The organism is Nocardia sp. NPDC004123 (genome assembly GCF_053603795.1).
This window is the reverse complement of sequence record NZ_JBSGGG010000049.1, coordinates 1-26,094: the sequence shown is the minus strand read 5'-3', so window position 1 is coordinate 26,094 and position 26,094 is coordinate 1. Positions and strand designations below refer to the sequence as shown.

The window sequence follows — 26,094 nt, the reverse complement described above, 5'->3', positions numbered from 1 at the left end:
GACACACCGTGTCGGCCCCCATCATCACCGTCGATCGTGTCACCAAGAACTTCACCAACCCCTCCGGCGAGCAGCTGCCGGTTCTCTCGGATGTCTGCCTCGAGCTGCAGGAGGGGGAAATCGTCGCGCTGCTGGGCAAATCCGGCTCCGGCAAGTCCACGCTGCTGCGGATCATCGCGGGCCTGATGCTCCCCTCTGCGGGGTCCGCACGCATCCGGCAGACCGAGATCACCGAGCCGAATGCCGATACCGCCATGGTGTTCCAGACCTTCGCGTTGCTGCCGTGGCTGACCGTGCGGCAGAACGTCGAACTCGGCCTTCGCGCCCAAGGGATTTCGGCCTGGGAGCGCGGCGAGAGGGTCACCGACGCCATCGACATGATCGGCCTGGACGGCTTCGAGAACGCCTATCCCAAGGAGCTTTCCGGCGGTATGCGCCAGCGAGTGGGATTCGCCCGCGCCCTGGTGGTGCAGCCGGAGGTGCTGCTCATGGACGAACCGTTCTCGGCGCTGGACGTCTTGACCGCCGAGAACCTGCGCGGCGAGCTCATGCGCCTGTGGGCGGAGACCGCCTTCCCGACCAAGACCATGCTGATGGTCACCCACAACATCGAGGAGGCCGTGCAGCTGGCCGACCGAATCCTGGTGCTGGACAACAATCCCGGGCGAATCAAGGGCGAGATCCAGGTGCGGCTCCCGCGGCCGCGCGACCCGCGCGGCGCGGGGTTCCAGGCGCTGGTGGACCAGGCCTATCGGATGCTCACCGACGCCACCTTCGATGGCGGCTGGCCGAGCATCACACCCACACCCACCACCCGGCCGCTGCCCGATGCCGGGGTGGACGGAATCGGCGGCATGCTGGATTTCGTTGCCGCCCAAGGCGGGCGGGCCGACCTGCCGGATCTGGCCGGCGGGTTGCGCTTCGAGATCGACGATCTGATGCCGGTGGTCGACGCCGCCACCATGCTGGGGCTGGCCACCACCGCCGACGGGGATATCGAACTCACCGTCGACGGCGCCCTGTTCGCCGAGGCCGATATCGACAGTGCCAAGGCCATTTTCGCGCGGCTGGCGCGAGCCCATGCGCCCCTGGTCGCGGCGATCGACCACGCCCTGATCAGTGCGCGCAACCAGCGGCTGCGCGACGGCTTCTTCCTCGACCTGCTACGGCGGGGCTTCACCGAGGACGCCGCGCGGCGACAACTGCGGATCGCCATCGACTGGGGACGCTATGCCGAACTCTACGAGTACGACGCCGCCGAGCGGCTACTCACCCGGCATCCGGACGATGTCTGAGGCGTCCGCAGTTGCAGCGAGGCCGGGCACGGCGCTCGCCTTCGTGCCTGGCCCGCACCCGGGCCACTGGTCGTCATGACTGTCGCGGGTCGAGGCGGGCGCGGTCGGCGGCTACTCGGCCGGCGTCCCAGCCTGCGGCGCTGCGGATTGTGATCCCGCGGTTCCGGGCTTGTGGAAACAAGGTGTCGAAAGCCGCGTCGACTGCGATCTGGTGTGAGGCCAGGACCGGCAGCAGTCGTTCCGGCTCAGCCGATTCCGCGATGGTGGCCGCGGTGGCCGCGTCCAGGCGCTCCCCGATACGGGTGGCATAGGCGACGAGGAACGACTTCCGGAACGTCCGGCTGCGCGCCTCGTCGCTTCGGGAGGCTTTGTCGCTTCGGGAGGCTTTGTCGCCGTTCGCGATCATCGCCCTGGTGGCCTGTACGAGCAGCGAGGTGGACAACAACTCCACCGCGTCGAGGTCCGCGTCGTCGCCGACGATGGTCATGAAATCCCATGCCGAGGAAAAGACGGCGCGGCATCGATTGGCCTTGGCGACGACGTCGATCAAAAGGGCCTTCGCGTCGGTGTACGGTGTATCCAGCCACATTCGCCGTGCCCCTGGCAGATCCGGGACGGCGGTGTCGGCGTCGACGAGCACCCGATCGAGCGCGTACTTGGTCATCAGCTCCTGGGCCTTGGCCGACAGGGCCTCGGCCTCTTCGGGGAAGGACGTGGACTCCGCCTTGGCGAGCAGCCCGCGAACGCGGCCGAGCACCTTCTCGTCGACATGATGGGGTACCGCGGCCGTCGGACGTGCGGTACCGGGCAGGGGCCTGATGAGTTCCAGTTTCGGCAGCAGGATCAGCAGTCCGAGGGCCTCGATGACGGTGATGAGCGCTTCGGCGGTGGTCAGCATGTGCTTCGCCGCCCACTGGCCGAAATGCGGCGAAGAATCCGACCACCAGACGTCCGCCGCCAATTCACCGAGCTGAGCAAGCCAGGTTTCGTCGACGGTCGCAGGCGCGAAGGGCCGCACAGAGTCCGCCATGGTGTCGATCAGAAAGCTGACGGCGAAGTCGTCGACCCGCCGTCGCGCCGCCTGCTGAATGTCCGCCGGCAACCAGCCATTCCGGAAGGCTCGCGTCATGAGGTGCTGCTCCGCCAGGTGCACACCCCGCTCCACCTCGTGAAGGAGCGGGTCGTCAGCGGCGAGCCGGCCGGCGAACACGACAACCGGATCATGCTGTACTGATCCTGCCCGCGCCCCACGCTGGGCCGATTCCATGGCGGCCGCCAGGATCGCATTGCCGATCTCCGCAGCGGTCGGCGGCCGCCCCTCGGCCCCACCGGGCATGCCCGGAACGTCGGCTCCGCCGTATCGCGCCCGCTGCTTGGCTGCCCGATGCTTCCGATTCGGCTTACCCATGATCGACTCCACCGACCCTCGAACTGCCACGACCTGTCACGACCCCGACCGTATTTCACCGCTGTACCGTTCCCGCGATGCGGGCCGGACACGGCCAAAAACTTCAGAATGGAAACAAAGCTGGGCTCGGCTACGACGAACAACACAACGCCAATCGGAAGGGTCTTCATGAAAAGGTCGTTGAGTGTCGCCGGACGGGTTGCGATCGCGGGCATTTCGGGTTTGGGTTTCGCGGCCGTCGTCGGGTCGGGTACCGCGCAGGCCGCGCCGCAGGACTGCACCGTGACGAAGGGGGTGTTCGACGCGTCGGCAGTCTGCCGGCCCGACGGTGGATCCAACTACGTACTTCACCTCGACTGCGTCGGCCTCTACGCCAGCGGGCCGTTCCCGCTGTACGCCGTCGGCCCCTACAAGGTGCTCAGCTACCCCTTCACCCCGTCGGGTGACCGTATTACGGCGGCCTGCACCGGCACCGGACCCGGCGTCTTCGCCGTCGCCACCAACGCTTTCGTGGAAATCTACAACCCCTAGGCGACCGTCATGGCGTGACAGCCGACGCGTCACTCGTCCCCGATACCGATTGCCGCACTACCCCTCGTGGGATCGGCGCCACGGTATCGGGGACTTGCCTTCGGTGCTCGGGGAGTTGGGCGCGAATCAGGTTCTACGCCAGTAGATTCGCGCGTCTTTCAGGGCGCTGGTCACCCGGAACACCGAGATGATCTCGGGCAGTTGATTTCCCGGCCACTGCGGCGTCGGCACATTGCCGCAGTGACCGGTGGTCCAACGTCAGCTGATCGGAGCCGCGAGCGGGGCGCTGATGTCACCGGCAGCGTGCAGGGTGTTGTACGCCTGCACCAGTGCCGCGATACCGGCGGGGACCCCGGCGACCACGCCGCCGATGATCGGGCCCACCGCCGCGCCGATCCCCAGGCCGGGAATGCAGCCACCGATCGCGCCGACGATCGCGCCGACGACACAGCCGCCCACGAGCCCGACCACGCCACCGGCCATGGTGCCCACGGTCGCGGCCAGCATGAACTCGTTACCGGCCTGGTTCAGTGCATCGGCGATGTCGGCCTGTGGGTCGGTCCCCGCGGCCGCGGCGACCGGGACGGCGCCCGATGCGGACGGAGAAAGTAGCTGCGCCGCAGCGTCATTCGCCAGATCCGCAACTGGCAGATCTGCCGTTGCCGGCGGCGTGGACGTCCCGGCGCTGCTGGGGGAATCGGCGCTCAGGGCGGCCGCGTCCGTGGCTGTGCCGGTGGCCGGGGCGACGGGCGAGGGGGCGGCCGTGGCCACTTCGATGGTGAGTGTCATCAAGGTCGCGGTCAATGCGGAGGCGACGACGATGCGGGTGCGGGTGTTCACTGAATCTCCTTGGTGGGCAGATGGATTGGTCGACTCATTCGCCGACATGGACGGGGTGGCCGAAGGACCGACGGCTCATCGGAGGTCCCCCAGGGGATTTGTCCGGGTCAGCGCAGCAGTTGCGCGAGGAAGCCGTCGACGTCGGGTGCGGCGGTAGTGAGCAGGCTTTCGTGGTCGTCGCCGGGATAATTGCGCATCTCGACTCGGGTGCCCTGCCCGACGAGCTGGGCTTCCAGGTTCCACACCATGGGCGCGGGAACGTCGACGTCCACGGCTCCCTGTGCGATGAACAGCGGGCGGTCGTAGCCGGATGTGGGGATGTCCATCACCGGATGCGCGAGTACCGGGAAATCGCCCTCGTCCAGCGGGCGGGCCAGCATATCGGAGACGTTCACATCGGCTGTCTCGGCGATGAGATCGTCCAGACACAGCCGCTGGGCGCTCTCGATGATGTCCCGGCCGAACGGGGTGAGGTAGGCGTCGAGATCGAAGTCGGGCCGGGCGGCCTGGAGCCCGAGCAGCGCGTAGGCGGCATACGCATTCATGTCCGGGGGCAGCACTTTCGGTAGACCGGGCCGACCGAGCAGGGTCATCAAGTCGACGGCGCTCGCACCGGGCGCGTAGGCGGCGCCACCGCGATAGTCCAGTTCGGGGGCGTAGCGGGTGGCGTCGATGGCGGTGAACATGGCCGCCTGCCCGCCCTGGGAATGCCCGACGACCGCCCAGCGTGTCGAGAGTCCCGGCTCGACCGTCCGGGCGGCGCGAACCGAATCCACGGTGGCGTTGGCCTCGGCGTGACCGTCGAGATAGGCGTGCGGGCCGGGGGTGCCCAGTCCGATGTAGTCGGTGGCCACGACGGCATAGCCGTCGGCGAGCCAGCGCGAGAACAACTCCGGGTAGTGGTCGTCGGCCAGCCCCATGGTGGACGGTGCGCATTTCCCGGCGACACCCATCGTGCCGTGGTCCCAGGCCACCACCGGTCGGCCGCCCGGCGGCGGAGTCCCCTGCGGCAGGAAGACCAGAGCGCTGGACAGCGCCGGACGGTCCGAGGAGTCTCGGGTCCAGTACGTGATGCGATCGACCGTCGCCGCCCCCGCGACCCCGAACGCCGACACCGCCGGGCTCCGGTCGGTGACGGTGCCCGCAGGCACATCGGCGGCCGCGCTGTGCGCGGTGGCCATAGTCGTGAGTGCTGCCAGCGCGGCGACTGCCGCCAAACCTCGGCACAGCGATGGTGGTGTCATGGATCACCTCGGGTCGATCTTTGAGAGTTCGGACACCGTAACTTACAAGACGTTCGTACGACTAGTTTTCTTGAGATTTGCCCAGTGAGCATCCGGCAAGATGAACCCGAGGAGGTGACGGTGACAACCGGATATACCGACGGCCGACGTGCCCGGGGTCAGCAGCGATATCAGCTCGTCCTCGATGCCGCACTCGACCTGGTCTCACGCGACGGCCTGCCCGCGCTGACGACACGGGCGCTGGCCGCGGCCGCGGGGGTTTCGCTGGCGTCGATCACCTACCATTTCCCCACACGAGCGGATCTGGTGTATTCGACCTGCGCCGAAGCGGTGCGCCGCGACATCGCCTCCACCCGGGCGATTCTCGATGAACTGCGCCGCGACTTCGATCTGCGCACCGCCTCGCCCACCGAACTGGCCGAGCGGTGGCTACAGGTGAGCACCGCCCCCGACCGTCGCATAATGTCGGTATTCAGCCTGTACCTCGAGGTCGTCCGGCAGCCCGATCTGGCCCCACTGGTGGTTCAGTGGAACACCGACACCCGCGACCTGGTCGCCGCGGCTTTGACGGAAGCCGGTGCCGCGCAACCGATATCGGCCGCGAAGGTCCTCTGCGCGGCACTCGACGGACTGCGACTGCCCATGGTGGCTTTCCCCGACGCCGCACCGACCCGAGCGGACCGCGACGACCTGGCGTTGTTGTTCAGCTGGGCACTCGGCAGGCCATGAGGACCGGACACATCGAGGCCGTCCGGGGATGCGGTAGGTGATGCCGGCGCGTCAGCGTGCGGGAACGTGCACCGTGATTTCCCCGCCGAGGTGATAGCCGCCGGCCAAACGCAGATTGTCGCCACTCCAAAACCTGCCCGGGTCATACCAGTTCGGACGCTTCTCCGGCAGCAGACCCATGGCCTGATAGGTCATAGCGACGATTTCCGCGCAGTACGCGTTCTCCAGACCGGCGTCGGTTTCGAGCGTTCCCGATCGTTTCGGCAGCGGTACCCGGCCCCGTAACCACCGCCCCGCGAGCGCGCTGGTCGAGGGAAAGGGCATGCCGTCCAGCCGCGCGACCATCCGCAGCGCGGCATCTTCCATCTCGCGGGTAACCGGCCGATCCAGCTGGCGAATCCACGCTTGCTGGCCGTAATCGTTGGCCCAGCGCATGATTGCGGCCCGCAGGTCGTGCAGCTGTGCACCGCGATGGTGGTTGCCCGACCAGACGTCCGGCAGTGCCCGGCCGAGCTCGGCGTGCCAGATCAGGGCCGGGAGGTCATCGATGACAACCGCCATGCCGACATGGTTGACCGGGCTGTTGGTCAGCCCCCGGATCGCGCGGTCGGCACCGGTATGCCCGCGGAACAGCCACAGATCGCCGGTCCGCGTGAGCTCGACCGCGCCATCCAAACCGATACTCGAGAGCGCTTCACGTGGCACGGCGACTAGCCTAGGCGCATGCGCTGGTGGAAGGTGCTCGGCTTGGCAGGGGCCGCGGGTGTCGCGGCGACCGGTGTGGTCATCGTGCGGTCCGAACGCAAACGCCGCGCCTACACCCCGGACCAGATCCGAGATCGGCTACACGCCCGACTCGGCGATCAACCCGGACCCATCGAGCCCGTCGGCGACGGCAAACGCTGATCCGGACCCCGAAAGCGTTCACCCACACCGGCTTCGACCGTCATAGCCGGCTCGCCGCGGTACGCCGTGCGCTGCCGAATGCCGGGCGCTGGACCGGCCTGGATATCGGTCGGGAGAACTCGGACAGCGTTCTGGGACTGGAACATTCTGCCGCGGTGTCAGCCTTCTTGTTGTGCCAGTGCGGCCGTCGTCAGGGTGAGGTGTCGGGTCAGTAGGTCGGCGGCGGTGTCCGGGTCACGGGCCAGCGCCGCCTCCTCCAATCGGCGATGTTCGTCGATGCCGTCGCGGTCGGGGTTGCGGTGTGTCGACCAGCGGCGAGCCAGCTCGCTCGCGACCCACATCCGGTCGAAGGTCTCCAGCAGCACCGGGTTGCCGCACCCTGCCAAAAGGGTGCGATGGAACACCCGATGGGCCTCGGCCCAGGCCTCGCTGTAGTACTCGCCGTCCTCCGGGGTGAATGCCGGTGTGCGCGCCAAGCGGTGGTGGGCGGCCCGGACATCGCCCTCCCAGTCGACGTCACCACGTTCGATCGACATGCGGAGCAGGACCGGCTCGATGGTCCGCCGGGCCTCGCCGATCTGCTGCCAGCGGCGATCGGAAAAGGCCGGGACCGCGAAGCCGCGATTGGTCAGCCGTTCGGCCAGGCCCTCACCGACCAGCCGCACCAGCGCCTCGCGCACCACAGCCAGGCTCACACCGTGTTGCTTGGCCAGATCCTGCGGCTTGAGCGCGTCACCGGGCGCGTACTCGCCGCGCATGATCGCGTGTCGCAGGCGTGCGTAGATCTGCTCGGACAGCATCTGCTTCTCCGGTGAGGTCGGGGTGTTGGCTGCCTTGGTCATGGTCCGATGATAGACGATCTTCAAAATAATCGATTATTTCTGATATCGTCGATCTTGCTTGTCCGGCACGACTCGAAAGGCACGACACGATGAGCGCAAACAATCCCTTCGCCCGGCTCCCCGAGGCAGCCTCGTTCACGGTCACCAGCACCACGGTGAGCGACGGCGCCGCCTGGCAGCCCGCACAGTGGTCCTCCGGCGCCTCCGGCGGCAAAGACGTTTCCCCGCAACTGAGTTGGAGTAGCGCCCCGGCGGGCACCAAGAGTTACGCCGTGACCGTGTACGACCCCGACGCCCCCACCGGCTCCGGCTTCTGGCACTGGGCTGTCGCCAACATCCCGGCCACGACCACGAGCCTTCCCGAGGGCGCCGGAGACGACGCGGGCAGCGGGTTGCCGACCGGCTCCTTCCAATTGCCGAACGACGCGCGCCTACCTCGATACATCGGTGCGGCACCGCCGGCGGGGCACGGTGAGCACCGCTATTTCGTCACCGTGCACGCGCTGGATGTCGACGACATCGGCATCGCCGCCGACTCCACCCCGGCTCTGCTCGGGTTCACCATCGCCGGCCACATTCTGGGCCGAGCGACGCTCGTCGCCACGGCGGAGACACTGCCGTGAATTCCGCTCGAGCATCCTGACGAGGTCGGTACGGCAAGGAAAGGTTATGAGCGACAAAGATATTGACCGCATCGCTGATCGCACTGTGCTGATCACGGGCGCGACGGACGGACTCGGCCGCGAACTCGCGGTGCGGCTCGGCGCAGCGGGTGCCCGGCTGATCCTGCACGGCCGCAACCCTGATCGGGCCGCTGCGGTCGCAGCCGAGGTGACAGCCGCGAGCGGACACGCTCCGCGGATCATCCTGGCCGACCTGTCACGACTCGCAGAGGTGGACCGGCTGGCCGACGAGATCATCGCCCGCACTTCACGATTGGATGTGCTGGTGAACAATGCCGGCACCGGCGGCCGGCCGGACGGAAGACGCGAACTCAGCGCCGACGGCAACGAATTACTGTGGGCGGTCAACCATCTGGCCCCGTATCGGCTGACCCGGCGCTTGCTTCCGCTGCTGCAGGCATCGACACCGGCGCGGGTGGTGAACGTGGCCTCCGCTGGCCAGCAGGAGATCAACCTCGACGATCCGACCCCCGAGCACGGCTACGACGTGTACACCGCCTACTGCCGCGCCAAGCTGGCGATGATCATGGCGACCATCGAGTACGCCGAAGATCTCGACGGAACCGGTGTCACCGTGAACACCCTGCACCCGGCCACCCTCATGGCGACCACCATGGTGCTGGAATCCGGCATCACACCGATCAGCACCATCGACGAAGGCGCGGCCGCGACCCTCCGCCTGATCTGCGATCCGGACCTGTCACAGACGACAGGCCGCTATTTCAACGGCACCAGGCAGACCCATCCGCACGCACAAGCCCTCGACCCGAAGGCGCGTCGCCGTCTAGTCGAAATCAGCGACGCCGCAGTCATTTCGGCGCTGGGCTGAGGTGGTGGGCCGGTAGGTCGCGCGATGCAGGACCAACCGGCCCACCACTCCCGAGTACGCATCGAACGTGCCGTCTGAGCGGCCTGTATGCCGGAGCTGTCTGGTTCCTTGGGGGGTGGTTCGAAAAGCATCCACCACAACGCCGATCCGTCGTGAGCCTATCGGCGGATCCCGCAGCGGGCGGCGGCAATACGGAACATTTGAAGGCGTTCCGATGGCCAATTCTCTTGGTAGATCTGCTGAATCATGCAGTCGGCGGCGTCCGCTGAACCGAGCATGAGTTGGCAGAACAGCCGCAGCTGTGCGCGCAGCTCGGCGTTTTGCTGGGCGATGTTTTCCTGTTCGGACATGCCGTTACCTGGTCAGAGTCCGAACAGCGGAAACAGCCCGGAGCCGTGGAAGGCGACGATCCTGCTGACGCCTTCGGCAGTGATTGTCAATACGTGCAGTGCATGCGGATGCTGCGCACCGTCGTGGCCGCGGGCGTACACCGCGAAGGCGGGCTGTCCATTGGCGGAGGTGGCGACCAGTTCGGCCGGACCGATCATCCGCATCTGTCTGGCCAGGAAGGCGAGGATAGTGTCTCGGCCTTCGAACCAGGTTGCGATCGGCGGCATTTCCCATCGTGCGTCTTCGGTCAAAACCGCGACGAGTTGATCGACGTCCGCGGTTTCGAATGCGGTGACGTATCGGTCGAGCAGGGCGCGCTGCCGTGGTTCGGCCGGTTCGGTCAGACCGTCCTCGCTGACCGGAACCTGGGCTCGCGCTCGCTGCAGCGCGCTGTTGACGGCCGCCGCTGTCATCTCCAGCAGTTGCGCGACCTCGGCGGTCCGCCATTGCAGCACATCACGCAGGATCAGCACGGCTCGTTGTCGCGGTGGTAGCTGTTGGAGCGCCCCCATCAGGGCGAGCCGCATGGTCTGTCGTTGCACCACGACGGTCGCCGGGTCGGTCGGTGTGGCGGTGAACAGGAAGTCGGGTATCGGCTGGAGCCACGACACCTCCGGGCTTCGCTCGATCAGCCGGGCCTCCAGATGTGTCTCGGGGTCGCCGAGATCGGCGGGCAGCGGCCTGCGTCTGCTTTTTTCCAGCGCTTTGAAACACGCCCGGGTCGCGATGCGGTAGAGCCAGGTACGCAACGACGATCGGCCCTCGAACCCGTCGTAGGCCCGCCAGGCGTCGAGAAAGACGTCTTGCACCACTTCTTCCGCGTCGTCGACCGAACCGAGCATGCGGTAGCAGTAGGCGAGCAGCTCGCGTCGGAACGGTTCGCTCAGCCGTCCGAAGTCCTCGTTGCCGGTCGTGGTTTCGGTCATTGTGTGCATGATCCGCCGATCCTGCTGTGGGTGTTGTTCATCGTGATCAACCAACGGTGATGTCGGCCATGTCGATGGCGACCAGGACGATCCGGTCGTCGCCCACGGTGGTGTAGGCCCGTCGGGTGGCCGGGATGATGATGCCGTCGATGTCGCGGTAGTCGGCGGCGTAAAGGTGTGACTCGGTGGCGGGGTCGACGATGTCGATGGCGAAGTCGTGGCGGCGTAGCAGCCCGTCCGGGCCGAAGCAGAAGACTTGTTCACGGGTGTGGCTCTTGATGTGGTCGGGGAAGGTCACGTGTAGTCGCCGCCATATTTCACCATCGGCCTCGATGGCCGCGATCTCTTCGCAGACGAACCCCGGCCACGTGAACAGGAACGGCGTATTCAAGTACGTCCACAGTGCTTCCCCGGTGAAGTACGCGAGATGCAGGTCGTCCCACGGCGTTTGGAACTGGTGGCCGTCGAACGACCGCTCCGGATCGTCGCGCGCGTCGACCACCGTGCCGTCGCGTTGCTGCAGGACGACTCGGTCGGGCTCGAAGAGCGACCGTCGGTCTCGACCGGCGAAGTCCATGGTCAGTCGTTCCCGCGTGGTGTCCACCTCGAAGCGGACGGCCCTCAGCGCATCGCCTTTTCCCTTGACCTGCCAGAAGGCCCCGGTGATGGCGGCGTCGACGCGGATCGCCCGGATCCGATTCCATCGGTCCGAACCACCGTGCGCGGCAACCGCGCTCGCGAGTAGATCGTTCATTGCCTTGCTCCTCCGTGGTGGTCAGTCGACGATGATTCCGCCGGTCAGGTTGGCGACGGTTCCGGTCATCGCGGATGCTCGGTCGGAGGCGAGGAACACCGCGACAGCCGTGAGTTCGGCCAGTGTGGTCGGGCGTTTGCGGTGGGTCATCGCGCTGACGGCGGTGGTGAATTGGTCTTTGGGGATGCCCAGCGCGTCGGCGTGCAGCCCGAAAACGGCGTCGATGACCGGTGTCTCGACCATGCCCGTGGTGCGCAGGCAGATCGAGCGGACGCCGTGCTGGGCCCATTCGGCCGACAGCGCGCGGTTGAGGGCTTCCATCGCCGCCCAGCCGACGCTCATGCCGCCGACCAGGGGCAGGGGCACGCGGGCGGGTTCGGGTGTGTGCATCATGATCACTCCCGATCCTCGGGGAATCATGTGCCGTGCAGCGGACTTCGCGGTCACGAAGTGAGCCTGGGCGTATGTCGTGATGGGTCGCATGAAATTGTCGACCGATAGGTCGGTGAGCGGGATTCCCTGCAGTCCCTGCGGTGAGATTCCGATCGCGTTGAACGACACGTCGATGCCACCGACCTCAGCGACGACGGCGTCGAGGTGTGCGGTGACGGATTTCTCGTCCCGGGCGTCGACCACAGCGGTCTCGACGGCTCCGCCGGCGGCGGAGATTTCCTTCGCGACGGCGTTGACGATGTCGGGATTTCGCCCGGTCAAAAAGACCCTGGCGCCTGCGTCGGCGAATCCGCGGGCAACCGCGCTGCCGACCGCTCCGCCTGCGCCGTAGACAACCACGTTCTTGTTTTCCAGCAACATTTTCCTACCTCCTACTCATACAGAGGCGATCGCAGCGTAAAAGTCATCGGCTGAGTGGGCTCGGTCGGATCTTCGCCGGATTCGCGATCGATCGGCGGCGCCACCGGCGCGCCGCTACAGTAGGCGTTCGAATCTGAAGCGGTCGCGCTTCGCATGTTTTCGCAACGGATCGATAAGAGGTACACAGCTTGAAGAGTTCGGCTCGGTTGCGGTTGCTTGCAGCGTCCACGGTCTGCGGCACCGCAGCGGTGCTCGCCGCGATGGCGCCGCCGACCACGGCGGAGACTCCCGGCGGCAAAACCCTTGTGGTGATCGGCGATTCCTTCTCCGCCAACGGGGAAATCCTCGACCTGCTGAACGCAGGCGGGGATCCCGGCTGCAAGCACGTGCCCACATCATGGCCGACGCAGTTGACGCAGCGTATCGGCTTGTCACCGGACGACGTCGAGGACACCTCGTGCCAGGGCGGCACGATCGACACCTCGGGCTGGACCCTGGTGCACCAGGTGAAACGGGCCATGTCCGATAGCGCGTTCGGACCGCGCACCCGGACCGTGACGATTCAGCTCGGCATGAACGACGCCTGGGGAGCCGACAACCCGGTCGCCTTGTCCCGTGCCTTCACGTGCCTGACCGACCTGATCGATGGTTGCGGTCCGGAAGCCGCAGCGGAAGGCCGCGCCCCCGACCTCGACACCGTCACCGGTCAGGCATATGCCGATCGAGTCCGGCAAGCGGTGGATTACATCCGCTACTACGCCCCGAACGCGCGGATCGTTTTCGTGGGATACCCGGAAATACACTCTCCCGGACAGGATTCCGCCTGCGCGAGCATCCTCGGCGTCGACGTGGTCCAGCCCCGAGCCGGCGCAGTCACCGGGTTCCTGGACCGGATCGACACGGCCCAGCGCGAGGCCGCCGGCATTCTGAACGTGAACTTCCTCGACACCCGAGCGGTGACCGCCGGGCACGGCGCCTGCACTGCGGATCCCTGGGTGGACGGAGCGTTCGACCCGCACACCGAACCGCTCGGGTTCCCCTGGCACCCCAGCGCGCACGGCGACTCGATGGTCGCAGCCGCCATGCAACAGTGGATCGCTCGAGGCTGAAATACCTGTTCCGGCAACTAACGTCCGGTGAGCTCGGCGACGACCGGAGCGAACCTGTCGGCGAAGTCGGCGCCGAAGACGAAATAGGAGAAGCCGATCTCCTCCCGTCGCCGCTGGATTTCCTCGGCGGCGGCGGCCGGGTCATCCGGAAGCACGGTCATGGCGTCCGCCGCGCGAAGCGCGGCAGTGTCGGTGTCGGGGGGCGCCATGTGCGGCGCGACAGTATCGCCGATAACCGGTACGGCGAGCGCGAGCTCGGCGTCGCTGGTGGTGCGGAAGTCGCGTGCCAGCCGCTCGACTTCGCCCCGAGGCTGATCCCCGAGCACGAAGGTGACCGTGTCCGCGACCTCGGCCGCCAACGCCCGGGCCTTCGGACCGAGAACGGCCATCGCCACGGGCGTATGACGTTCAGGGCCGTCGAGATCCCGCAGCCTCTGGACCGTCTCATGGACCTGGGCCAGCCGCTCGAAAGGCGGCGGTACGGCGGGCATTCCCTTGTCGCGGAGTTCGTCCTCGATTCCCGGTCTGCCGGTGCCGATGCCCATCTCGAAGCGCCCCTCGGTCAACAGCGACAGCGAGTGCGCTTCCCACGCCGTCAGCCAGGCCGGGCGTAGCGGAGAGGCGTACACCCAGGTCCCCACGCGCAGGTCGGTCAGGGCCGCGACGGTGGCCAGCATGGGACCCGGCGCGGGTTGCATCTTCGGAAAGTCGGGCACCAGCAGCGTCGAGTACCCGCTGTCGGCGATGCGGCGCACACGATCTCGCCACGCCGGAAGGTCGGTTCTGAGCGGGGCAACGACCCCGAATCGAAAGGGTCTCGTCATATCTGGACTCCTGTCTCTCGATCTATCCAGAGGAGTCGACGACGGATCCACCCGAAATTCATCGGCGCGGCCACGCTTCATCAAAAGCTGGTGTGCCCGGAAGGACTCGAACCTTCGGCCTCCTGCTTCGTAGGCAGGCGCTCTCTCCGCTGAGCTACGGGCACCGGGCCCCGCGCGGATGTCGCCGTTGACATCTACTCCGCGTTGAGGTGCGCGGGGCGTGAAAGTTGGGTTCCCTCGGTGAGATTCGAACTCACACTTGACGGCACCTGAGACCGTTGCCTCTACCTTTGGGCTACGAGGGAATGGGGGGTGAGGGGATATGGGAAAGGGCCGCTCTCCGTGGCGTTTTGCCCGGAAGCGACCCTGGCGGGGCGCTGATGCCGAGGCCGCTAGGAGACGCTCCGGGCGCCGAGTCGGACTCGGAGCAGGCGGGCGAGGTTGAACGTGGTTGCGGGCTGAATCAGCTCGGTCATGGGGCCGCCTTTCCGGTGTCGTCGGGTGGAGGTGTTGGAAACACGGTAGCGGCGGGATCCGAAGCGGTAAAACGATTTTAGGAGTTGGGGGTGGAGGTTCGGTGGTCAGCTTCCGGTGCGGGGGAGTTGGCCGAGGCGGCTGAGTTGGGCGGGTGGGGCGAGGTTGAAGCGCCGGCAGTCCGCGCATCGCCGGGATGTCGCGGTCGAGGTGGCCGTGTGGTGGAGTACGGCCAGGGTCGGCGCGATCTCGAGGGTGTAGTCCCGCAGGGTGGCGTGGCCGTCGATGATGAGTGCGTGACCGTCGGCGGTGGCTGGTGGCCACAGCAGGGTGACTGCCGGGTTGGCGGTGATATTGCGGCAGGTCACGGGTCCGGGTGCCGTGATGGTGAAGCTGCCGCCGGTGAGGGTGGGGTGCTGCGGCGTGGTGTGCGGTCCGAGGTCGCCGATGCTGACCAGGAAGGCGAACTCGTACTGGCCGATCAGATCGACCAGTTCCGCTGGTAGGTCCGGCACGTTCATTCACCAAGCGTAGGCGAATGTGCGGTGCCGGAGAGCCGATTCTTCCGCGGATGAGGTTCTGTCGGCCCTGATGCACCGCAAGTGCGATTCTCGGATGTCGGGGCGACTGCTTCGGACCAGGTCGGCGAGTTCAGTAGACGTCGCGGACGTAGCGCTTGTCCGCGGCGAGTTTCTTGACGTAGGCATCGGCATCGGCGGCATCCATGTCGCCGTGATGAGCGACGATCTCCCGCAGCGCGGTGTCGACGTCCTTGGCCATGCGCGCGGCGTCGCCGCAGACATAGAAGTGGGCGCCGGAATCCAGCCAGCTCCAGAGCTGGGCACCGTGCTCGCGCATACGGTCCTGAACGTAGATCTTGGTGCGCTGATCACGGGAGAAGGCGAGGTCGAGCCGGGTGAGGACACCGCCCTGGAGTCGTTCGAGCTCCTCACGGTAGTAGAAGTCGGTGGCGCGGTGTTGTTCGCCGAAGAACAGCCAGTTGGGCGCTTGGTCGCCCCGCGCTCGCCGGTGTTCGAGGAACCCGACGAAGGGTGCGACGCCGGTGCCGGGGCCGATCATGATCGCGGCGGTGGCCGGATCGTCGGGCGGCCGGAAGTGCGGTGAGCGCTGGATGTGCAGGGCCAGCGGTTGGTCGGTGTCCGCGTCGGCGAGGTAGGTGGAGCAGAGACCGCCGCGGGGGCGTCCGGTCGGGCCCGGATACCGGACGACCGAGACGGTGGTGCGCACGATGCCGGGGTCGGCCAGCGGGCTCGAGGAGATCGAATACAGGCGCGGTTGAATGCGTTTGAGCATGTCCGCCCAGCCTTGTGGGTCGGCCAGCCGGGGATGCTCGGCGGCGATGTCGACCGGTTGGCGGCCCCAGAGCCATTTCGCGAGTTCGCCCTTGTTGTCCTGGCGCAACAGGGTTCTCAGGTACGGGGTGGCGCTGCGTTCGGCCAGGTAGCGCAGCAGCTCCGGCGTCACCTTGGTCAGGTCGAGATGGTCTTCGAGCGCGACCGACAACGGACGTGGCCCGACCTTGGGGATTTCGACGACGGCGGCGGGGTCGAGTCCGGTGGTGGCCAGGAACTCCCACACCAGTCCCAGATCGTTGGCCGGTCGCACACCGAGCGCGTCCCCGACCTCGTACTGCAGCCCGGTACCGGTGAGATCGAAACTGAACTGCCGCACCTCTTTCTGCGCGCCGGGCAGGCTGAGCAACCGGTTGCCCACCAGTCGTCCCCGGGGCTGGTCCGTCCCGACTCGCGTGGCAGTCGGCGCCGGCACGGTGACAGCCTGCACTGACGCTGCCGAGGCGGTGGCGAGCGCCACCGGTGCGGGTTCCGCTGTCGGAGTGACGGATTCGATGGCCGCCGTGGACGTTTCGGTGAGTGCGGTCCGTAGCTTGTCGAGCCAGGCGGTGGCGGTGTCGTGGTAGTCGGGCTCGCAGTCCGCTCGCGAGATCAGGCGCGCGGCGCCGAGTTCGCCGAGGCGCTGATCGAGACGCTTGCCGTGCCCGCAGAAGGCGTCGTAGTTCGAGTCGCCGAAGGCCAGGACCGCGAATCGGGTGTCGGTGAGCGCTGATTCGGGCAGGGCGGTGAGGGTGTCCCAGAATCCTGCCCCATTGTCGGGAGCGTCGCCGTCACCGAACGTGCTGCTCACGACGATCAGATCGGCGGCGCGCGGCAGGTCGGCGGCGGACACGGCGTCCATGGCGTGCACAACGGGCGCCCGGCTCGGCGTGGTGAGCGCCGCGGCGAGGGTTTCGGTGGCGAACTCCTCGGCATTGCCGGTCTGCGATGCCCACAGGATCACCAGCGGGCGTGCCGGTGCCGAGGGCTCGACGGCCGTGAGCGTCGACGTCTGCGCGGATGGCAGTGCGGCGGAGTCGATGTGGGTTCGCTGGTGTGGCGTGAACATCCCCGCCAACAGTCCGTCGACCCACGCCGCGGTGGTGTCTCGCAACGGATTCGATGGGGGAACGGCGGGCAGCAAGCCGTCCTCGCCGGTGCGCTGTACACCGGCGAGAAATCCTGCCATATAAGCTGATTCGACTTCGGTGAGGGCAGGGGCCGCGAGGTCGGTGATGCCCAGAACAGCGGCGGCCGCTGCTGCGCGACCGTCCGCTGTCGGTGCTACCGGCCCAGGGGAGGCTGCAACGCTGGCCGCGGCCAGTGCTTCGGTGCTCGAGGCGGGTTCCGACTCGGGCCGGACCGGTGCGGCGACTTTCGCGAGAGTGACAGCGCACACCTTGAATTCGGGCTGATGCGAGATCGGGTCGACGGCGTCGTTGGTGACCGCATTGACCGCGAGATACTCGCCGAACAGGTCGTTCCAGTGGAACGGTGCGAACGTGGTGCCCGGCCGCACCCGATCGGTGACCACCGCGGGCAGCGCGGCGCGGCCGCGCCGGGACGCCACCTCGACCCAATCCCCGTCGGCGACACCGAGTTTCGATGCGTCGTCGGGATGGACCTCGACGAACGGTCCGGGATTGAGCTTGTTGAGCTTGGCCACCCTGCCGGTCTTGGTCAGGGTGTGCCACTGATGCTGGACCCGTCCGGTATTGAGGACGAACGGGTAGTCGTCATCGGGCAGTTCGGCGGCGGGCAGATGCGGGCGCGGGAAGAACACCGCACGACCGGACGCGGTGGGGAACCGCAGTCGCGGTGTGGCGGCGTCGTCGCGGTAGCGGATCGGGTTGCGGGCGGGGCCTTCCGGTGCGATCGGCCACTGCAGCGGTCCTTCCCGGAGCCGATCGTAGGTGGCTCCACGCAGGTCGTAGCCGGTCTTCGGATTCCACGCGCCTTTGATCTCCTCGAAGATCTGCTCGGCATCGGTGTAGGTGAAGGCGTCGGAATAGCCCATGGCGCAGGCGATTCGGGCGATCAGCTGCCAATCGGGGATGGCCTCGCCGGGCGCCGGAATCGACTTGCGGACGAGCGTGAGATTGCGCTCGGAATTGATCATCACACCTTCGGCTTCGACCCACAGGGTGGCCGGCAGCGTGATGTCGGCGTAAGCATTGGTCTCGGTGTCGGCGAACACGTCCTGCGTGATCACCAGCTCGGCGGCCTCCAGCCCCGCCAGCACGGTCTTGCGATTCGCCACGGTGGCAACGGGATTGGTGCAGATGATCCAGCAGGCCTTGATCTGTCCGGCCGCCATCTTCGCGAACATGTCGATGGTTCCGGTGCCGACGTCGGTGCGCAGGGTCCCCGGCGGCACCTGCCACAGCCGTTCGATGAACTCCCGATCGGCATCGACCAGGACCGACCGCTGACCGGGCAGTCCCGGTCCCATGTAGCCCATTTCCCGGCCGCCCATGGCGTTAGGCTGGCCGGTCAGCGAGAACGGTCCGCTGCCGGTGCGGCAGATGGCCCCGGTCGCCAGGTGCAGGTTGATCAGGGCGTTGGTGTTCCACGTCCCGTGGGTGGACTGGTTGAGACCCATTGTCCAGCAGCTCATCCACTCGCCCGCGGTGCCGATCAGCTCGGCCGCCCGGCGGATGTCGGCGGCCGCGAGCCCGGTGATCTCGGCGACGGCCTCGGGCGGGTAGTCCCGCGCGAACTCGGGCATCGCCTCCCAGCCCTCGGTGAACTCGGCGATGAAATCCGGTGCGGTGTGGCCGTTTTCGATCAAAAGGTGCAGCAGGCCGTTCAGCAGCGCGAGATCGGTGCCCGGTTTGATCTGCAGAAACAGATCGGCCTTGTCGGCGGTGGCATTGCGGCGCGGGTCCACCACGATCAGCTTCGCCCCGGCCTTGACCCGATCCATCATGCGCAGGAACAGGATTGGATGGCAGTCGGCCATGTTCGCGCCGATCACCAAGAAGACGTCGGCGTGGTCGAAGTCGTCGTAGGAGCCGGGCGGTCCGTCCGCACCGAGGGAGAGCTTGTAGCCGCTGCCCGCGCTGGCCATGCACAGCCGCGAATTCGACTCGATCTGATTGGTGCCGATGAATCCCTTGGCCAGCTTGTTCGCCAGATACTGGGCTTCCAGCGTCATCTGGCCGGAGACGTACAGGGCGACCGCATCGGGACCGTGTTCGTCGATGAGCGCGCGCAGGCGTCGAGCAGCGTCGGTGATCGCGGCGTCGAGGGCAGCCGGTTGTGGTGCCGCCCCGCGCTCGGCGCGAACCAGCGCGGTGGTCAAACGGCCGTCGGCCGCCATCATGTCGGCGTGGCTGCCGCCCTTGGTGCACAACCGGCCACCATTGGCGGGATGCGCCTTGTCGCCGGTCGCCTTGCGGATCCGGGGTCCGGCGGGACCGGCGTCGAGTTCCACGGTGATCCCGCATCCGACCCCGCAGTACGAGCACACCGTCCGCACTGGGCCCGCGTCCGCTCCGGAATCGGTTGCCGCCACTGCACATTCCTCCCCGCTCGCGTCTCCGTGTTCGTGGGTCTTCACCGCCACGCTAGGAACGGCCTGTTACCGGATGGTCACGTGCCCGGTTACGTTCACCTCTCCATGGGGTCGGGCTGCCTGTGCGTTCGGAAGGCCCGCACAACGAACCGCAGATTCGGGTGAGATGCCGGAAATGCTGCGGCAACTACGGAGAAAGTCCGGCGAAATCTCCGTATCCGAGGATTTATGGATATCAGTCGAATCATCGCAAAGGACGTGATGCGTGAGCGCGGTACAGGCCCGATCCGCCAGGCCGGCAACCGGACCGGAGGTGACGGTGGCGGAGATCGACGCGGTACTGCGCCCGGCCTTGCCGGCCATCCCCGCGCGCTACGCGGCGCTGTCCGAAGCGCTCGGCGCGACCTTGGCCGAGCCGCTGACCGCCATGGCGGCGCTTCCGGCCGCGGACACCGCGGCCATGGACGGGTTCGCGGTCAGTGGCCACGGGCCGCGCTGGCGGCTGCTCATCGGATCGTGCACCGCGGGAAGGCAATCGGGTATCTCGCTCGCCGAGGGCGAGGCGGTGCGGATCGCGACCGGCGCCCTGACCCCGGCCGGGACCACGGCGGTCGTGCGCTCGGAACATGTGCACGTCGAGCGGGCCGGCGGGCAGGCGGCGATCGCGCTCGCCCCCGGCGTACCGCGCCGCAACGACATTCGCCGCCGGGGCGAATCCTGGTCCGGCGGAGAAGAATTGACACGGGCCGGTGTCCGGGTGAACGCCGCCGTCATCTCCGTCGCGCAGAGCGCCGAGACACCTATCGCCATGGTCCGGGGCCCGTTGCGCGCCGACCTGCTCCTCACCGGCGACGAGATCCGCGCCACCGGAGCCCTGCGGCCCGGCCAGGTCCGCGACGCACTCGGCACCGCGTTGCCGCACTATCTGAGCCACTGCGACATCGGTGTCCGAAACCTGACCCGGCTCCCGGACGACCGTGCACTGTTGCGGTCCTGGTTCGACCGTGACACCGACGCGGAACTGGCCATCACCGTCGGAGCCACCGGGCGCGGCGCCGCCGACCGGTTGCGTGATGTCCTCGACGAAATCGGCGCCCACATCCTGATCGATGGTGTTCGCATGCGCCCGGGCGGTTCTCACCTGGTTGCGCGCCTGCCCGGCGGTCGCATCCTGCTCGCCCTGCCGGGCAACCCCCTGGCCGCCGTCGCCGCGACACTGGTGACCGGGCGGGCCTTGGCACACATCCTCACCGGCCGCCAGGATTCGGCGGTGTCCTGGGGTCGCATTGCCGACGCGGCGACCCCGGACCACGACCGCACCCGCGTCGTGCCCGTCCGGCAGGTCGAAGGCGGAGTGTGGCGGGCCATCGGCGTTGTCGGCACCCCACACCTGGCCAACCTCCTGAACGCCCACGCCCTGGCACTCCTCCCGCCGGGAACCGGCCGCGGCACCCTGGTCGAATTGCTGCCGCTGCCACGGTGACTCGTTCGGTGCTCGATCCGCGGAGCCCGCTTCGGCGTCACGGTCGGGAATGCCGGCTCGCCCGCAGGGTTACAGAGGCGGGAGGGATCGGTTGCGGAGGTGAGTGGTGAGCGAAGCGGGTGTTCGGGTTGTGCCGGGCGCGGATCGCGGGCGCTGGCGGAACGAGTGGCTCGATTCCCGGCAGTCGTTCCCGGCCACCGGCAATTTCGATCTGGCGGCGAATGCCCACGGGCTGCTGATGATCCACAACGAGGACATCGTCGACCCCGGCGAGGGGTTCGACACCCATCAGCACCGTGACATGGAGATCGTGACCTGGGTGCTGGAAGGGACGGTGGTCCACCAGGATTCGGCGGGTCACTCGGGTCTGATTCATCCCGGTATGGCGCAGCGGATGAGCGCGGGCACCGGGATTCTGCATTCGGAGCGCAATGGCGCCGGCCTGCTGGAGCGGCAGCGCCTGCACGTCGTGCAGATGTGGGTGCCGCCCCACGAGCCCGGAGCCGCTCCCGGATACCAGGAGCGGGACATCGCCGCGGAGTTGGCAGGGAACTCGCTGATCACCGTCGCATCGGGCATCCCACGCGACCGCGATCGGGCGGCGATCGTCATCGGAAACAGGTATGCGGCCTTCCACGCGGCGCGCCTGGAGCCGGGCCACACGGTGCAGATTCCGGACGCGCCCTACGGCCACGTCTTCGTGGCGCGGGGGAGTGTCGAATTCGAGGGCTCCGGGGTGCTGACCCAGGGCGACGCTGTGCGTTTGACCGCCACCGGCGGCCATCGGGTCACCGCTGTCGAGCCGAGCGAACTGCTGATCTGGGAGATGCACACGACCTTCGCCTGATCGCCGTGCGTCGACCGATGCGTCAGCCCTCGACCACGGGCGACTCAGCATTCAGCGCGTCACGGACGATCCGGTCGACAGCCGCGGCGGTCCCGGCCGGATCGGCATCAGGCTTGCGTGCGTTGCGCCGCACGGCCGCGTACGGCAATTCGATGATCAGCAGTGCCAGCCGTTCGCGGTCGGCCCGGCTGCGGTAGTGCAGGCGATCGCCCAGAATCCGCACGGCCTCGTTCAGCCGGGTCTGCCGGGCCGCGGCCGCCTCGCGGGCTTCGGCACTCCACTGTGCGGATCCGAACGACTCCGGTCCGGCGAGCAGGACCGCCGCGTCCGTCGGGTGGCGGAGCGACCAGTCGATGACGTGATGCGCGGCCTGGACGGCGGCCTCCTGCGGCGGATCGACCTCCAGCGCCACCAGGAACCCGCGCTGGAATCGATCGAGCGTGCGCAACCACAGACCGGCCAGCAGTGCCGCCCGGTCGGGAAATCGGTAGTAGACCGAGCCGCTCGGCGCACCCGCGGCTGCCGCTACCGCACTCATCGTGACCGCGCCGGCGCCGGCTGCCGCAGCGATCTTCGCCGCGGCGTCCAGTAGTGAGTCCGCGGTATGCGCAGGTTTCCTCGACATGTTCTAGAGAGTATCCTCCAATTGGGAATTGGAGAGTAATCGCTAAATGGAGGAATCATGATTCGCAACGTCCACAGCCGGGTGATCGCGGCCGAAGCCCAGGCAGTTGGTCGGCTACTCGACACGCTGGCGACCGACGACGACCGGCTGTGGCCGGTCGACCGATGGCCCGCGATGCGATTCGATCGGCCACTGGGAGTCGACGCATCTGGCGGCCATGGTCCGATCCGGTACACCTGCGTGAAGTACGTTCCGGGACGTGAGGTGCTGTTTCGCTTCCGTCGCCCGCTCGGCTTCGACGGCACGCACGGATTCGTCGTGGAAGAGGTGGATGCCACGCACACCCGCCTGACACACGAGTTGGTGATGCGGACGCGCGGAATGGATCGGCTCGCGTGGCCACTCGTGTGGCGATGGCTGCACGACGCCCTGCTGGAAGACTCCCTCGACCTCGCGGAGACAGCCTTGGTTCCGGGCACGCCGCCGAGGAGCGTCCACAGCGGCTACGTTCGCTTCCTCCGCGCACGTGTGCACACCGCCGAGGGCCGAAGGGAGCTCGCAGGTTAGAGATTGGGCCTGACAGTCAACCCTCGATCGTCAGGCCCAGGTGCGAACTACCCACTGGGCAGATTCGTACGGAAAGTGGGCTCGTGATCGCCGGAACCGAGTGGGCGAAACGGCTGCGGCGGGACTGAGGGAGAATGGGTGCGTGGGCGACGCAATGAAGAAGAAGTTCGGAGATCGGCTCGGCATTCGGGCGGTCGTGGCGGGAGCGGGTGCCGCGGCGCCCGTCGGCGGCTAGGTCGATGTCGGATCGGGAAGTACCAGGACGCGGATCCCTGCCCGGACCCGGCGGGAACAGGTTCGATGCCGTGGAACGGCTACGCAGGCAGCTCGAGGCATTGAAGGCTGCCGAGCGCGGCAACGCCGACGCCGGGGATGCCTCGTCGAAGATCACCAGGCTGCCGCGTCGCCCGCGGCGCAAGAACGAAGAAGCCGTCGAGCGTCCGCACCAGCCGTGGCGTCCGGAAGGCGGCTCGGTCTACGATCCGGCACCGACCCGGCCGGTGCTGCGATCCGAGCTGCAGCGTGAGACCGGGTGGTGGCCGGTCGACCCCGGCCCGGGGCCGTACCCCGCTCCGGTCACCGATTCGGGTAGCGGCGAACAGGAGGGGAGTGTCATCGACCTCGGCGCCATGCGGCGCAAGCGAGCCGGTGACGATGCCCCGGCCACCGGTATTCGGCCTGTGGCTCGCCCCCGCAGAATCGGGCCCGCCGCGGGTGAGGGATCCGCACCGGACAGCGGCGGCGACCCCGATCTTCCACCACCGGACGGACCCGCTCGGCGGCCCTGAACCTTCCACGACGCGCACGCACAGACCGCCTGCGGAGCCGGCTCCTTCCGCCAGGAGTCACCCGACTTAGTCGTCGAGGCGTACGCGAAGCACGTCACCGCGGCCGGTGGCAACCATGAGATCCCGGTCTGAGCCGGGGACCGTCGCCACCGCGGCCAGCGGGTCCCTGGTCAAGAGCGTGCAGCTGGTGTGGGTGTCGGGGTCGACGCGGAGCAGGGTGCCGGACGTCGTGGCGGTGTAGAGGAATCCGCCGGGGCCCACCGCCAGGTCGTCGGCGAGTGGGGTGTCCGTAGTGGTGCTCTGGCGGGATGGGTCGGCGATCGGGATCCGGACGAGTCTGCCCTGCGGGGTGAGATAGACCGTCGTGTAGATCGAATCACCGTGGACGGCAATGCCGTTGACGCCGAATATCTTGGCCTGTGCCGACCACTCGGTGTCGACGGTGCCATCGCGCCGGACCCGGACCACCCCGGACCCGGTATCGGCGACGTACAGGCTGCCCTCGGCGTCGAAGGCCGCACCATTGGCCATGCTCAGGCCGACGACGAAGGTCTCGGGAACCGGTGTGGTGGCAGTCGGGTCGAAACGGACCACACCGCTGTCGTGACGGCCGGGCAGCAGGTTCACCGAGTTGTCGCCGTAGGCGACATACAGCAGTTGATCGGGGCCGAGGCGGATCGCGCCGGGCGAGCTGACCGGGACGGTCGCGGTGACCCGGCCCGCATTGTCGTAGCGCTGCACTTCATTCCGGTACAGCCGCGCGACCCACAGGTTGCCCTGTGCGTCGAATCCGAGGTTCTCGGCCCAGTCGACGAACGGGATCACCGCGGTGGCGACGGTCGATACGGTGACAGCAGGGCATGAAACAGGTTGGGACCGCGCGGTTCCCGGCGCGGCCAGACCGGCGGCCGCCACCGCGAGCAGGGTCGCGCTCGCCGCGGCGATCCGGTACGGCCGAGTGTGCGTGTGGGGGAATGGCTTCACGGTCGGTGATGGTAGGTACCAGAACCGATCGGTTGCCTGGGTGCGTTATACCCAGGCTTGCGCAGCGCCGAGGCGCACCAGGCGCGCGGCGGTCGGGCTGCCGGGCTCGGCCTGATAGACCATCAGCCGCTGGCCCGCGGCGCCGCGCACATCGAAGGACTCGTAGGTCAGGAACAGCTGACCGGCGTCGGGATGGCAGAACTCCCGGGGCTCGGTCGTCGCGGTGCACAGCGTGTAGGAATGCCACAGTTCGGCGAATTCGGTACTGGCCGTGGTGAGTTCGGCGACCACGTGACGCAGGCGTGGATCGTCCGGATACAACGCCCCCGCTTGCCGGAAGCCCGCGACCATGGCCTGGCAGGTCCACGTCCAGTCGGCGCAGAACCGGCGAGCGGCCGGTTCGAGGAAGGTCATGCGGGCCAGATTGTCGACGCACGGGAATCCGGAGAAGAACGCGCGGGCGATGGCATTGGCGGCGAGGATGTCCATGGCCGGGTTCAGCACCAGGGCCGGCGCGGCCGGATAGCCGTCGACGATGCGGCGCAGCGTGGGGCTGACCGTCTCGTCGGGGCTCGGATGTCGCGCGGGCGGGGCCACCCCCGCGAGGCGGTAGAGGTGTTCGCGCACAGCCTCGCTCAGTCGCAGCGCTCCGCTCAGCGCCTCCAGCATCTGCGCCGACGGGTGGCGCTCCCGCCCCTGTTCGAGGCGGGTGTAGTAGTCGCTGTTCATTCCGGCGAGCTCGGCAACCTCCTCGCGGCGCAGTCCCGCCACCCGTCGGCGGCCGTGCGAGATCAACCCGATGTCCTCGGGGCGCAGGGCCGCGCGGCGGGCGCGCAGAAAATCGCCGAGCTCGTTGCCGGTCATGCCGACCACGCTAGGTGCTCGCCGCCGCCGGTTGCCCGGCGGCGGCCCCGACGGCGTCAGTAGGTGTAGAAGCCGCGGCCGGTCTTGCGGCCGAGGTAGCCCGCGTCGACCATGCGGCGCAGCAGCACCGGGGGTGCGTACTGCGGCTCGCCGAATTCGGCGTAGAGGGATTCGGCGACCGCGAGGGTGACGTCGAGGCCCACGGTGTCGGTGAGGCGGAGCGGGCCCATGGGGTGGGCGCAGCCGCTGACCATGCCCTCGTCGATGTCCTCGGCGCTGGCGAAGCCGGTCTCGAACATGCGGATCGCGCTGCAGAGGTACGGGATCAGCAGGGCGTTGACGATGAAGCCGGCCTGGTCCTTGGACTCGATGGTGCGCTTGCCGAGGATGTCGCGGGCGTAGGCGGTGACCTTGTCGACGACCTCGCGGTCGGTCTTGAGGGTCACCACGATCTCGACCAGCGGCAGCAC

27 protein-coding genes and 2 tRNA genes are annotated in these 26,094 nt (G+C 67.8%); 11 read left to right on the top strand and 18 right to left on the bottom strand.

The genetic code is table 11. From position 1 onward, the window contains the following. The first annotated feature begins 8 nt into the window (after positions 1-8). Entirely contained in the window at positions 9-1,295 is a 1,287-nt protein-coding gene (locus ACWEQQ_RS43725; protein ID WP_452352393.1) for an ABC transporter ATP-binding protein, read from the top strand. A 73-nt stretch (positions 1,296-1,368) separates the two neighbouring features. On the opposite strand, the gene ACWEQQ_RS43720 is transcribed toward ACWEQQ_RS43725, so the two are convergent. Then, positions 1,369-2,703: a DUF2786 domain-containing protein gene (locus ACWEQQ_RS43720; protein ID WP_452352392.1), complete on the bottom strand. Its 1,335-nt coding sequence runs from the start codon at positions 2,701-2,703 to the stop codon at positions 1,369-1,371. Positions 2,704-2,871: 168 nt separating this feature from the next. Between ACWEQQ_RS43720 and ACWEQQ_RS43715 the strand changes: the two genes are divergently transcribed. Then, positions 2,872-3,234, top strand: a complete 363-nt coding sequence (locus tag ACWEQQ_RS43715) for a hypothetical protein (RefSeq protein ID WP_452340449.1) — start codon at positions 2,872-2,874, stop codon at positions 3,232-3,234. Between the two features lie 258 nt (positions 3,235-3,492). On the opposite strand, the gene ACWEQQ_RS43710 is transcribed toward ACWEQQ_RS43715, so the two are convergent. Beyond that, on the bottom strand, positions 3,493-4,074 hold the full coding sequence (locus ACWEQQ_RS43710) for a hypothetical protein (RefSeq protein ID WP_452352391.1): 582 nt from the start codon (positions 4,072-4,074) through the stop codon (positions 3,493-3,495). 107 nt (positions 4,075-4,181) lie between these two features. Continuing rightward, the gene (locus ACWEQQ_RS43705; RefSeq protein WP_452352390.1) at positions 4,182-5,318 is read right to left on the bottom strand and encodes a lipase family protein; all 1,137 of its coding nucleotides are present in this window, start codon (positions 5,316-5,318) and stop codon (positions 4,182-4,184) included. A gap of 120 nt (positions 5,319-5,438) precedes the next feature. Here ACWEQQ_RS43705 and ACWEQQ_RS43700 point away from each other — a divergent pair, with 120 nt between their 5' ends. After that, positions 5,439-6,047 (top strand): TetR/AcrR family transcriptional regulator, encoded by a 609-nt coding sequence (locus tag ACWEQQ_RS43700; protein ID WP_452340446.1) that lies wholly within the window; start codon positions 5,439-5,441, stop codon positions 6,045-6,047. A 51-nt stretch (positions 6,048-6,098) separates the two neighbouring features. Here ACWEQQ_RS43700 and ACWEQQ_RS43695 read toward each other — a convergent pair whose 3' ends face one another. Then, positions 6,099-6,752, bottom strand: a complete 654-nt coding sequence (locus ACWEQQ_RS43695; protein ID WP_452352389.1) for a hypothetical protein — start codon at positions 6,750-6,752, stop codon at positions 6,099-6,101. Positions 6,753-6,770: 18 nt separating this feature from the next. On the opposite strand from ACWEQQ_RS43695, the gene ACWEQQ_RS43690 reads away from it, so the two are divergent. After that, positions 6,771-6,953 (top strand): hypothetical protein, encoded by a 183-nt coding sequence (locus ACWEQQ_RS43690; RefSeq protein WP_354839483.1) that lies wholly within the window; start codon positions 6,771-6,773, stop codon positions 6,951-6,953. A 158-nt stretch (positions 6,954-7,111) separates the two neighbouring features. Here the strand turns inward: ACWEQQ_RS43690 and ACWEQQ_RS43685 are convergent, their stop codons facing one another. Then, positions 7,112-7,795: a GntR family transcriptional regulator gene (locus ACWEQQ_RS43685; RefSeq protein WP_452352388.1), complete on the bottom strand. Its 684-nt coding sequence runs from the start codon at positions 7,793-7,795 to the stop codon at positions 7,112-7,114. A gap of 89 nt (positions 7,796-7,884) precedes the next feature. Between ACWEQQ_RS43685 and ACWEQQ_RS43680 the strand changes: the two genes are divergently transcribed. Both ACWEQQ_RS43680 and ACWEQQ_RS43675 read left to right on the top strand, forming a co-directional pair. After that, entirely contained in the window at positions 7,885-8,418 is a 534-nt protein-coding gene (locus ACWEQQ_RS43680) for a YbhB/YbcL family Raf kinase inhibitor-like protein (RefSeq protein ID WP_452352387.1), read from the top strand. Between the two features lie 46 nt (positions 8,419-8,464). Beyond that, positions 8,465-9,307: an SDR family NAD(P)-dependent oxidoreductase gene (locus ACWEQQ_RS43675; protein ID WP_452352386.1), complete on the top strand. Its 843-nt coding sequence runs from the start codon at positions 8,465-8,467 to the stop codon at positions 9,305-9,307. A 158-nt stretch (positions 9,308-9,465) separates the two neighbouring features. Here the strand turns inward: ACWEQQ_RS43675 and ACWEQQ_RS43670 are convergent, their stop codons facing one another. The 4 genes from ACWEQQ_RS43670 to ACWEQQ_RS43655 are packed head-to-tail and all read right to left on the bottom strand — an operon-like array spanning position 9,466 to position 12,190. After that, complete coding sequence (locus tag ACWEQQ_RS43670; RefSeq protein ID WP_452352385.1) at positions 9,466-9,657, bottom strand: hypothetical protein; 192 nt, start codon at positions 9,655-9,657, stop codon at positions 9,466-9,468. 12 nt (positions 9,658-9,669) lie between these two features. Further along, positions 9,670-10,632, bottom strand: a complete 963-nt coding sequence (locus ACWEQQ_RS43665; RefSeq protein WP_452352384.1) for a sigma-70 family RNA polymerase sigma factor — start codon at positions 10,630-10,632, stop codon at positions 9,670-9,672. Positions 10,633-10,669: 37 nt separating this feature from the next. Further along, positions 10,670-11,377: a hypothetical protein gene (locus tag ACWEQQ_RS43660; RefSeq protein WP_452352383.1), complete on the bottom strand. Its 708-nt coding sequence runs from the start codon at positions 11,375-11,377 to the stop codon at positions 10,670-10,672. Between the two features lie 21 nt (positions 11,378-11,398). Next, positions 11,399-12,190, bottom strand: coding sequence for an SDR family NAD(P)-dependent oxidoreductase (locus ACWEQQ_RS43655; RefSeq protein ID WP_452352382.1), 792 nt, complete (start codon positions 12,188-12,190; stop codon positions 11,399-11,401). A 188-nt stretch (positions 12,191-12,378) separates the two neighbouring features. Here ACWEQQ_RS43655 and ACWEQQ_RS43650 point away from each other — a divergent pair, with 188 nt between their 5' ends. Beyond that, entirely contained in the window at positions 12,379-13,299 is a 921-nt protein-coding gene (locus ACWEQQ_RS43650; RefSeq protein WP_452352381.1) for an SGNH/GDSL hydrolase family protein, read from the top strand. Between the two features lie 17 nt (positions 13,300-13,316). Here the strand turns inward: ACWEQQ_RS43650 and ACWEQQ_RS43645 are convergent, their stop codons facing one another. The 5 genes from ACWEQQ_RS43645 to ACWEQQ_RS43625 all read right to left on the bottom strand — a co-directional run bounded on the left by ACWEQQ_RS43645 (position 13,317) and on the right by ACWEQQ_RS43625 (position 19,466). After that, complete coding sequence (locus ACWEQQ_RS43645; protein ID WP_452352380.1) at positions 13,317-14,123, bottom strand: LLM class flavin-dependent oxidoreductase; 807 nt, start codon at positions 14,121-14,123, stop codon at positions 13,317-13,319. An 88-nt stretch (positions 14,124-14,211) separates the two neighbouring features. After that, positions 14,212-14,287 (bottom strand) — tRNA-Arg (locus ACWEQQ_RS43640). Positions 14,288-14,355: 68 nt separating this feature from the next. Continuing rightward, positions 14,356-14,428 (bottom strand) — tRNA-Leu (locus ACWEQQ_RS43635). A 276-nt stretch (positions 14,429-14,704) separates the two neighbouring features. Next, positions 14,705-15,118: a pyridoxamine 5'-phosphate oxidase family protein gene (locus ACWEQQ_RS43630; RefSeq protein WP_452340435.1), complete on the bottom strand. Its 414-nt coding sequence runs from the start codon at positions 15,116-15,118 to the stop codon at positions 14,705-14,707. Positions 15,119-15,248: 130 nt separating this feature from the next. Continuing rightward, complete coding sequence (locus tag ACWEQQ_RS43625) at positions 15,249-19,466, bottom strand: molybdopterin-dependent oxidoreductase (RefSeq protein ID WP_452352379.1); 4,218 nt, start codon at positions 19,464-19,466, stop codon at positions 15,249-15,251. A 265-nt stretch (positions 19,467-19,731) separates the two neighbouring features. Here ACWEQQ_RS43625 and ACWEQQ_RS43620 point away from each other — a divergent pair, with 265 nt between their 5' ends. Then, on the top strand, positions 19,732-20,949 hold the full coding sequence (locus tag ACWEQQ_RS43620; protein WP_452352378.1) for a molybdopterin-binding protein: 1,218 nt from the start codon (positions 19,732-19,734) through the stop codon (positions 20,947-20,949). A 103-nt stretch (positions 20,950-21,052) separates the two neighbouring features. Next, on the top strand, positions 21,053-21,796 hold the full coding sequence (locus tag ACWEQQ_RS43615) for a pirin family protein (protein ID WP_452352377.1): 744 nt from the start codon (positions 21,053-21,055) through the stop codon (positions 21,794-21,796). A gap of 22 nt (positions 21,797-21,818) precedes the next feature. On the opposite strand, the gene ACWEQQ_RS43610 is transcribed toward ACWEQQ_RS43615, so the two are convergent. Further along, positions 21,819-22,421: a TetR/AcrR family transcriptional regulator gene (locus ACWEQQ_RS43610; protein WP_452352376.1), complete on the bottom strand. Its 603-nt coding sequence runs from the start codon at positions 22,419-22,421 to the stop codon at positions 21,819-21,821. 57 nt (positions 22,422-22,478) lie between these two features. On the opposite strand from ACWEQQ_RS43610, the gene ACWEQQ_RS43605 reads away from it, so the two are divergent. Further along, complete coding sequence (locus tag ACWEQQ_RS43605; protein ID WP_452352375.1) at positions 22,479-22,988, top strand: SRPBCC family protein; 510 nt, start codon at positions 22,479-22,481, stop codon at positions 22,986-22,988. A 305-nt stretch (positions 22,989-23,293) separates the two neighbouring features. After that, complete coding sequence (locus ACWEQQ_RS43600; protein WP_452352374.1) at positions 23,294-23,776, top strand: hypothetical protein; 483 nt, start codon at positions 23,294-23,296, stop codon at positions 23,774-23,776. A 66-nt stretch (positions 23,777-23,842) separates the two neighbouring features. Here the strand turns inward: ACWEQQ_RS43600 and ACWEQQ_RS43595 are convergent, their stop codons facing one another. From ACWEQQ_RS43595 to ACWEQQ_RS43585, 3 genes are all read right to left on the bottom strand, one after another. Beyond that, a complete protein-coding gene (locus tag ACWEQQ_RS43595) occupies positions 23,843-24,760 on the bottom strand; it encodes an SMP-30/gluconolactonase/LRE family protein (RefSeq protein WP_452352373.1) in 918 nt (305 codons plus the stop codon). Between the two features lie 45 nt (positions 24,761-24,805). Continuing rightward, complete coding sequence (locus tag ACWEQQ_RS43590) at positions 24,806-25,624, bottom strand: helix-turn-helix transcriptional regulator (RefSeq protein ID WP_452352372.1); 819 nt, start codon at positions 25,622-25,624, stop codon at positions 24,806-24,808. A gap of 56 nt (positions 25,625-25,680) precedes the next feature. Then, positions 25,681-26,094 (bottom strand): 3-hydroxyacyl-CoA dehydrogenase family protein (locus ACWEQQ_RS43585; RefSeq protein WP_452352371.1); only part of this gene is annotated, 414 nt, incomplete at its 5' end.

Bases quoted from the DNA above. Each gene is read 5' to 3' on its own strand.
- ACWEQQ_RS43610 (WP_452352376.1), bottom strand. From the start codon at position 22,421: ATGTCGAGGAAACCTGCGCATACCGCGGACTCACTACTGGACGCCGCG.
- ACWEQQ_RS43675 (WP_452352386.1), top strand. From the start codon at position 8,465: ATGAGCGACAAAGATATTGACCGCATCGCTGATCGCACTGTGCTGATC.
- ACWEQQ_RS43655 (WP_452352382.1), bottom strand. From the start codon at position 12,190: ATGTTGCTGGAAAACAAGAACGTGGTTGTCTACGGCGCAGGCGGAGCG.
- ACWEQQ_RS43645 (WP_452352380.1), bottom strand. From the start codon at position 14,123: ATGACGAGACCCTTTCGATTCGGGGTCGTTGCCCCGCTCAGAACCGAC.
- ACWEQQ_RS43705 (WP_452352390.1), bottom strand. From the start codon at position 5,318: ATGACACCACCATCGCTGTGCCGAGGTTTGGCGGCAGTCGCCGCGCTG.
- ACWEQQ_RS43715 (WP_452340449.1), top strand. From the start codon at position 2,872: ATGAAAAGGTCGTTGAGTGTCGCCGGACGGGTTGCGATCGCGGGCATT.
- ACWEQQ_RS43665 (WP_452352384.1), bottom strand. From the start codon at position 10,632: ATGCACACAATGACCGAAACCACGACCGGCAACGAGGACTTCGGACGG.
- ACWEQQ_RS43660 (WP_452352383.1), bottom strand. From the start codon at position 11,377: ATGAACGATCTACTCGCGAGCGCGGTTGCCGCGCACGGTGGTTCGGAC.
- ACWEQQ_RS43680 (WP_452352387.1), top strand. From the start codon at position 7,885: ATGAGCGCAAACAATCCCTTCGCCCGGCTCCCCGAGGCAGCCTCGTTC.
- ACWEQQ_RS43690 (WP_354839483.1), top strand. From the start codon at position 6,771: ATGCGCTGGTGGAAGGTGCTCGGCTTGGCAGGGGCCGCGGGTGTCGCG.
- ACWEQQ_RS43630 (WP_452340435.1), bottom strand. From the start codon at position 15,118: ATGAACGTGCCGGACCTACCAGCGGAACTGGTCGATCTGATCGGCCAG.
- ACWEQQ_RS43685 (WP_452352388.1), bottom strand. From the start codon at position 7,795: ATGACCAAGGCAGCCAACACCCCGACCTCACCGGAGAAGCAGATGCTG.
- ACWEQQ_RS43590 (WP_452352372.1), bottom strand. From the start codon at position 25,624: ATGACCGGCAACGAGCTCGGCGATTTTCTGCGCGCCCGCCGCGCGGCC.
- ACWEQQ_RS43720 (WP_452352392.1), bottom strand. From the start codon at position 2,703: ATGGGTAAGCCGAATCGGAAGCATCGGGCAGCCAAGCAGCGGGCGCGA.
- ACWEQQ_RS43670 (WP_452352385.1), bottom strand. From the start codon at position 9,657: ATGTCCGAACAGGAAAACATCGCCCAGCAAAACGCCGAGCTGCGCGCA.
- ACWEQQ_RS43605 (WP_452352375.1), top strand. From the start codon at position 22,479: ATGATTCGCAACGTCCACAGCCGGGTGATCGCGGCCGAAGCCCAGGCA.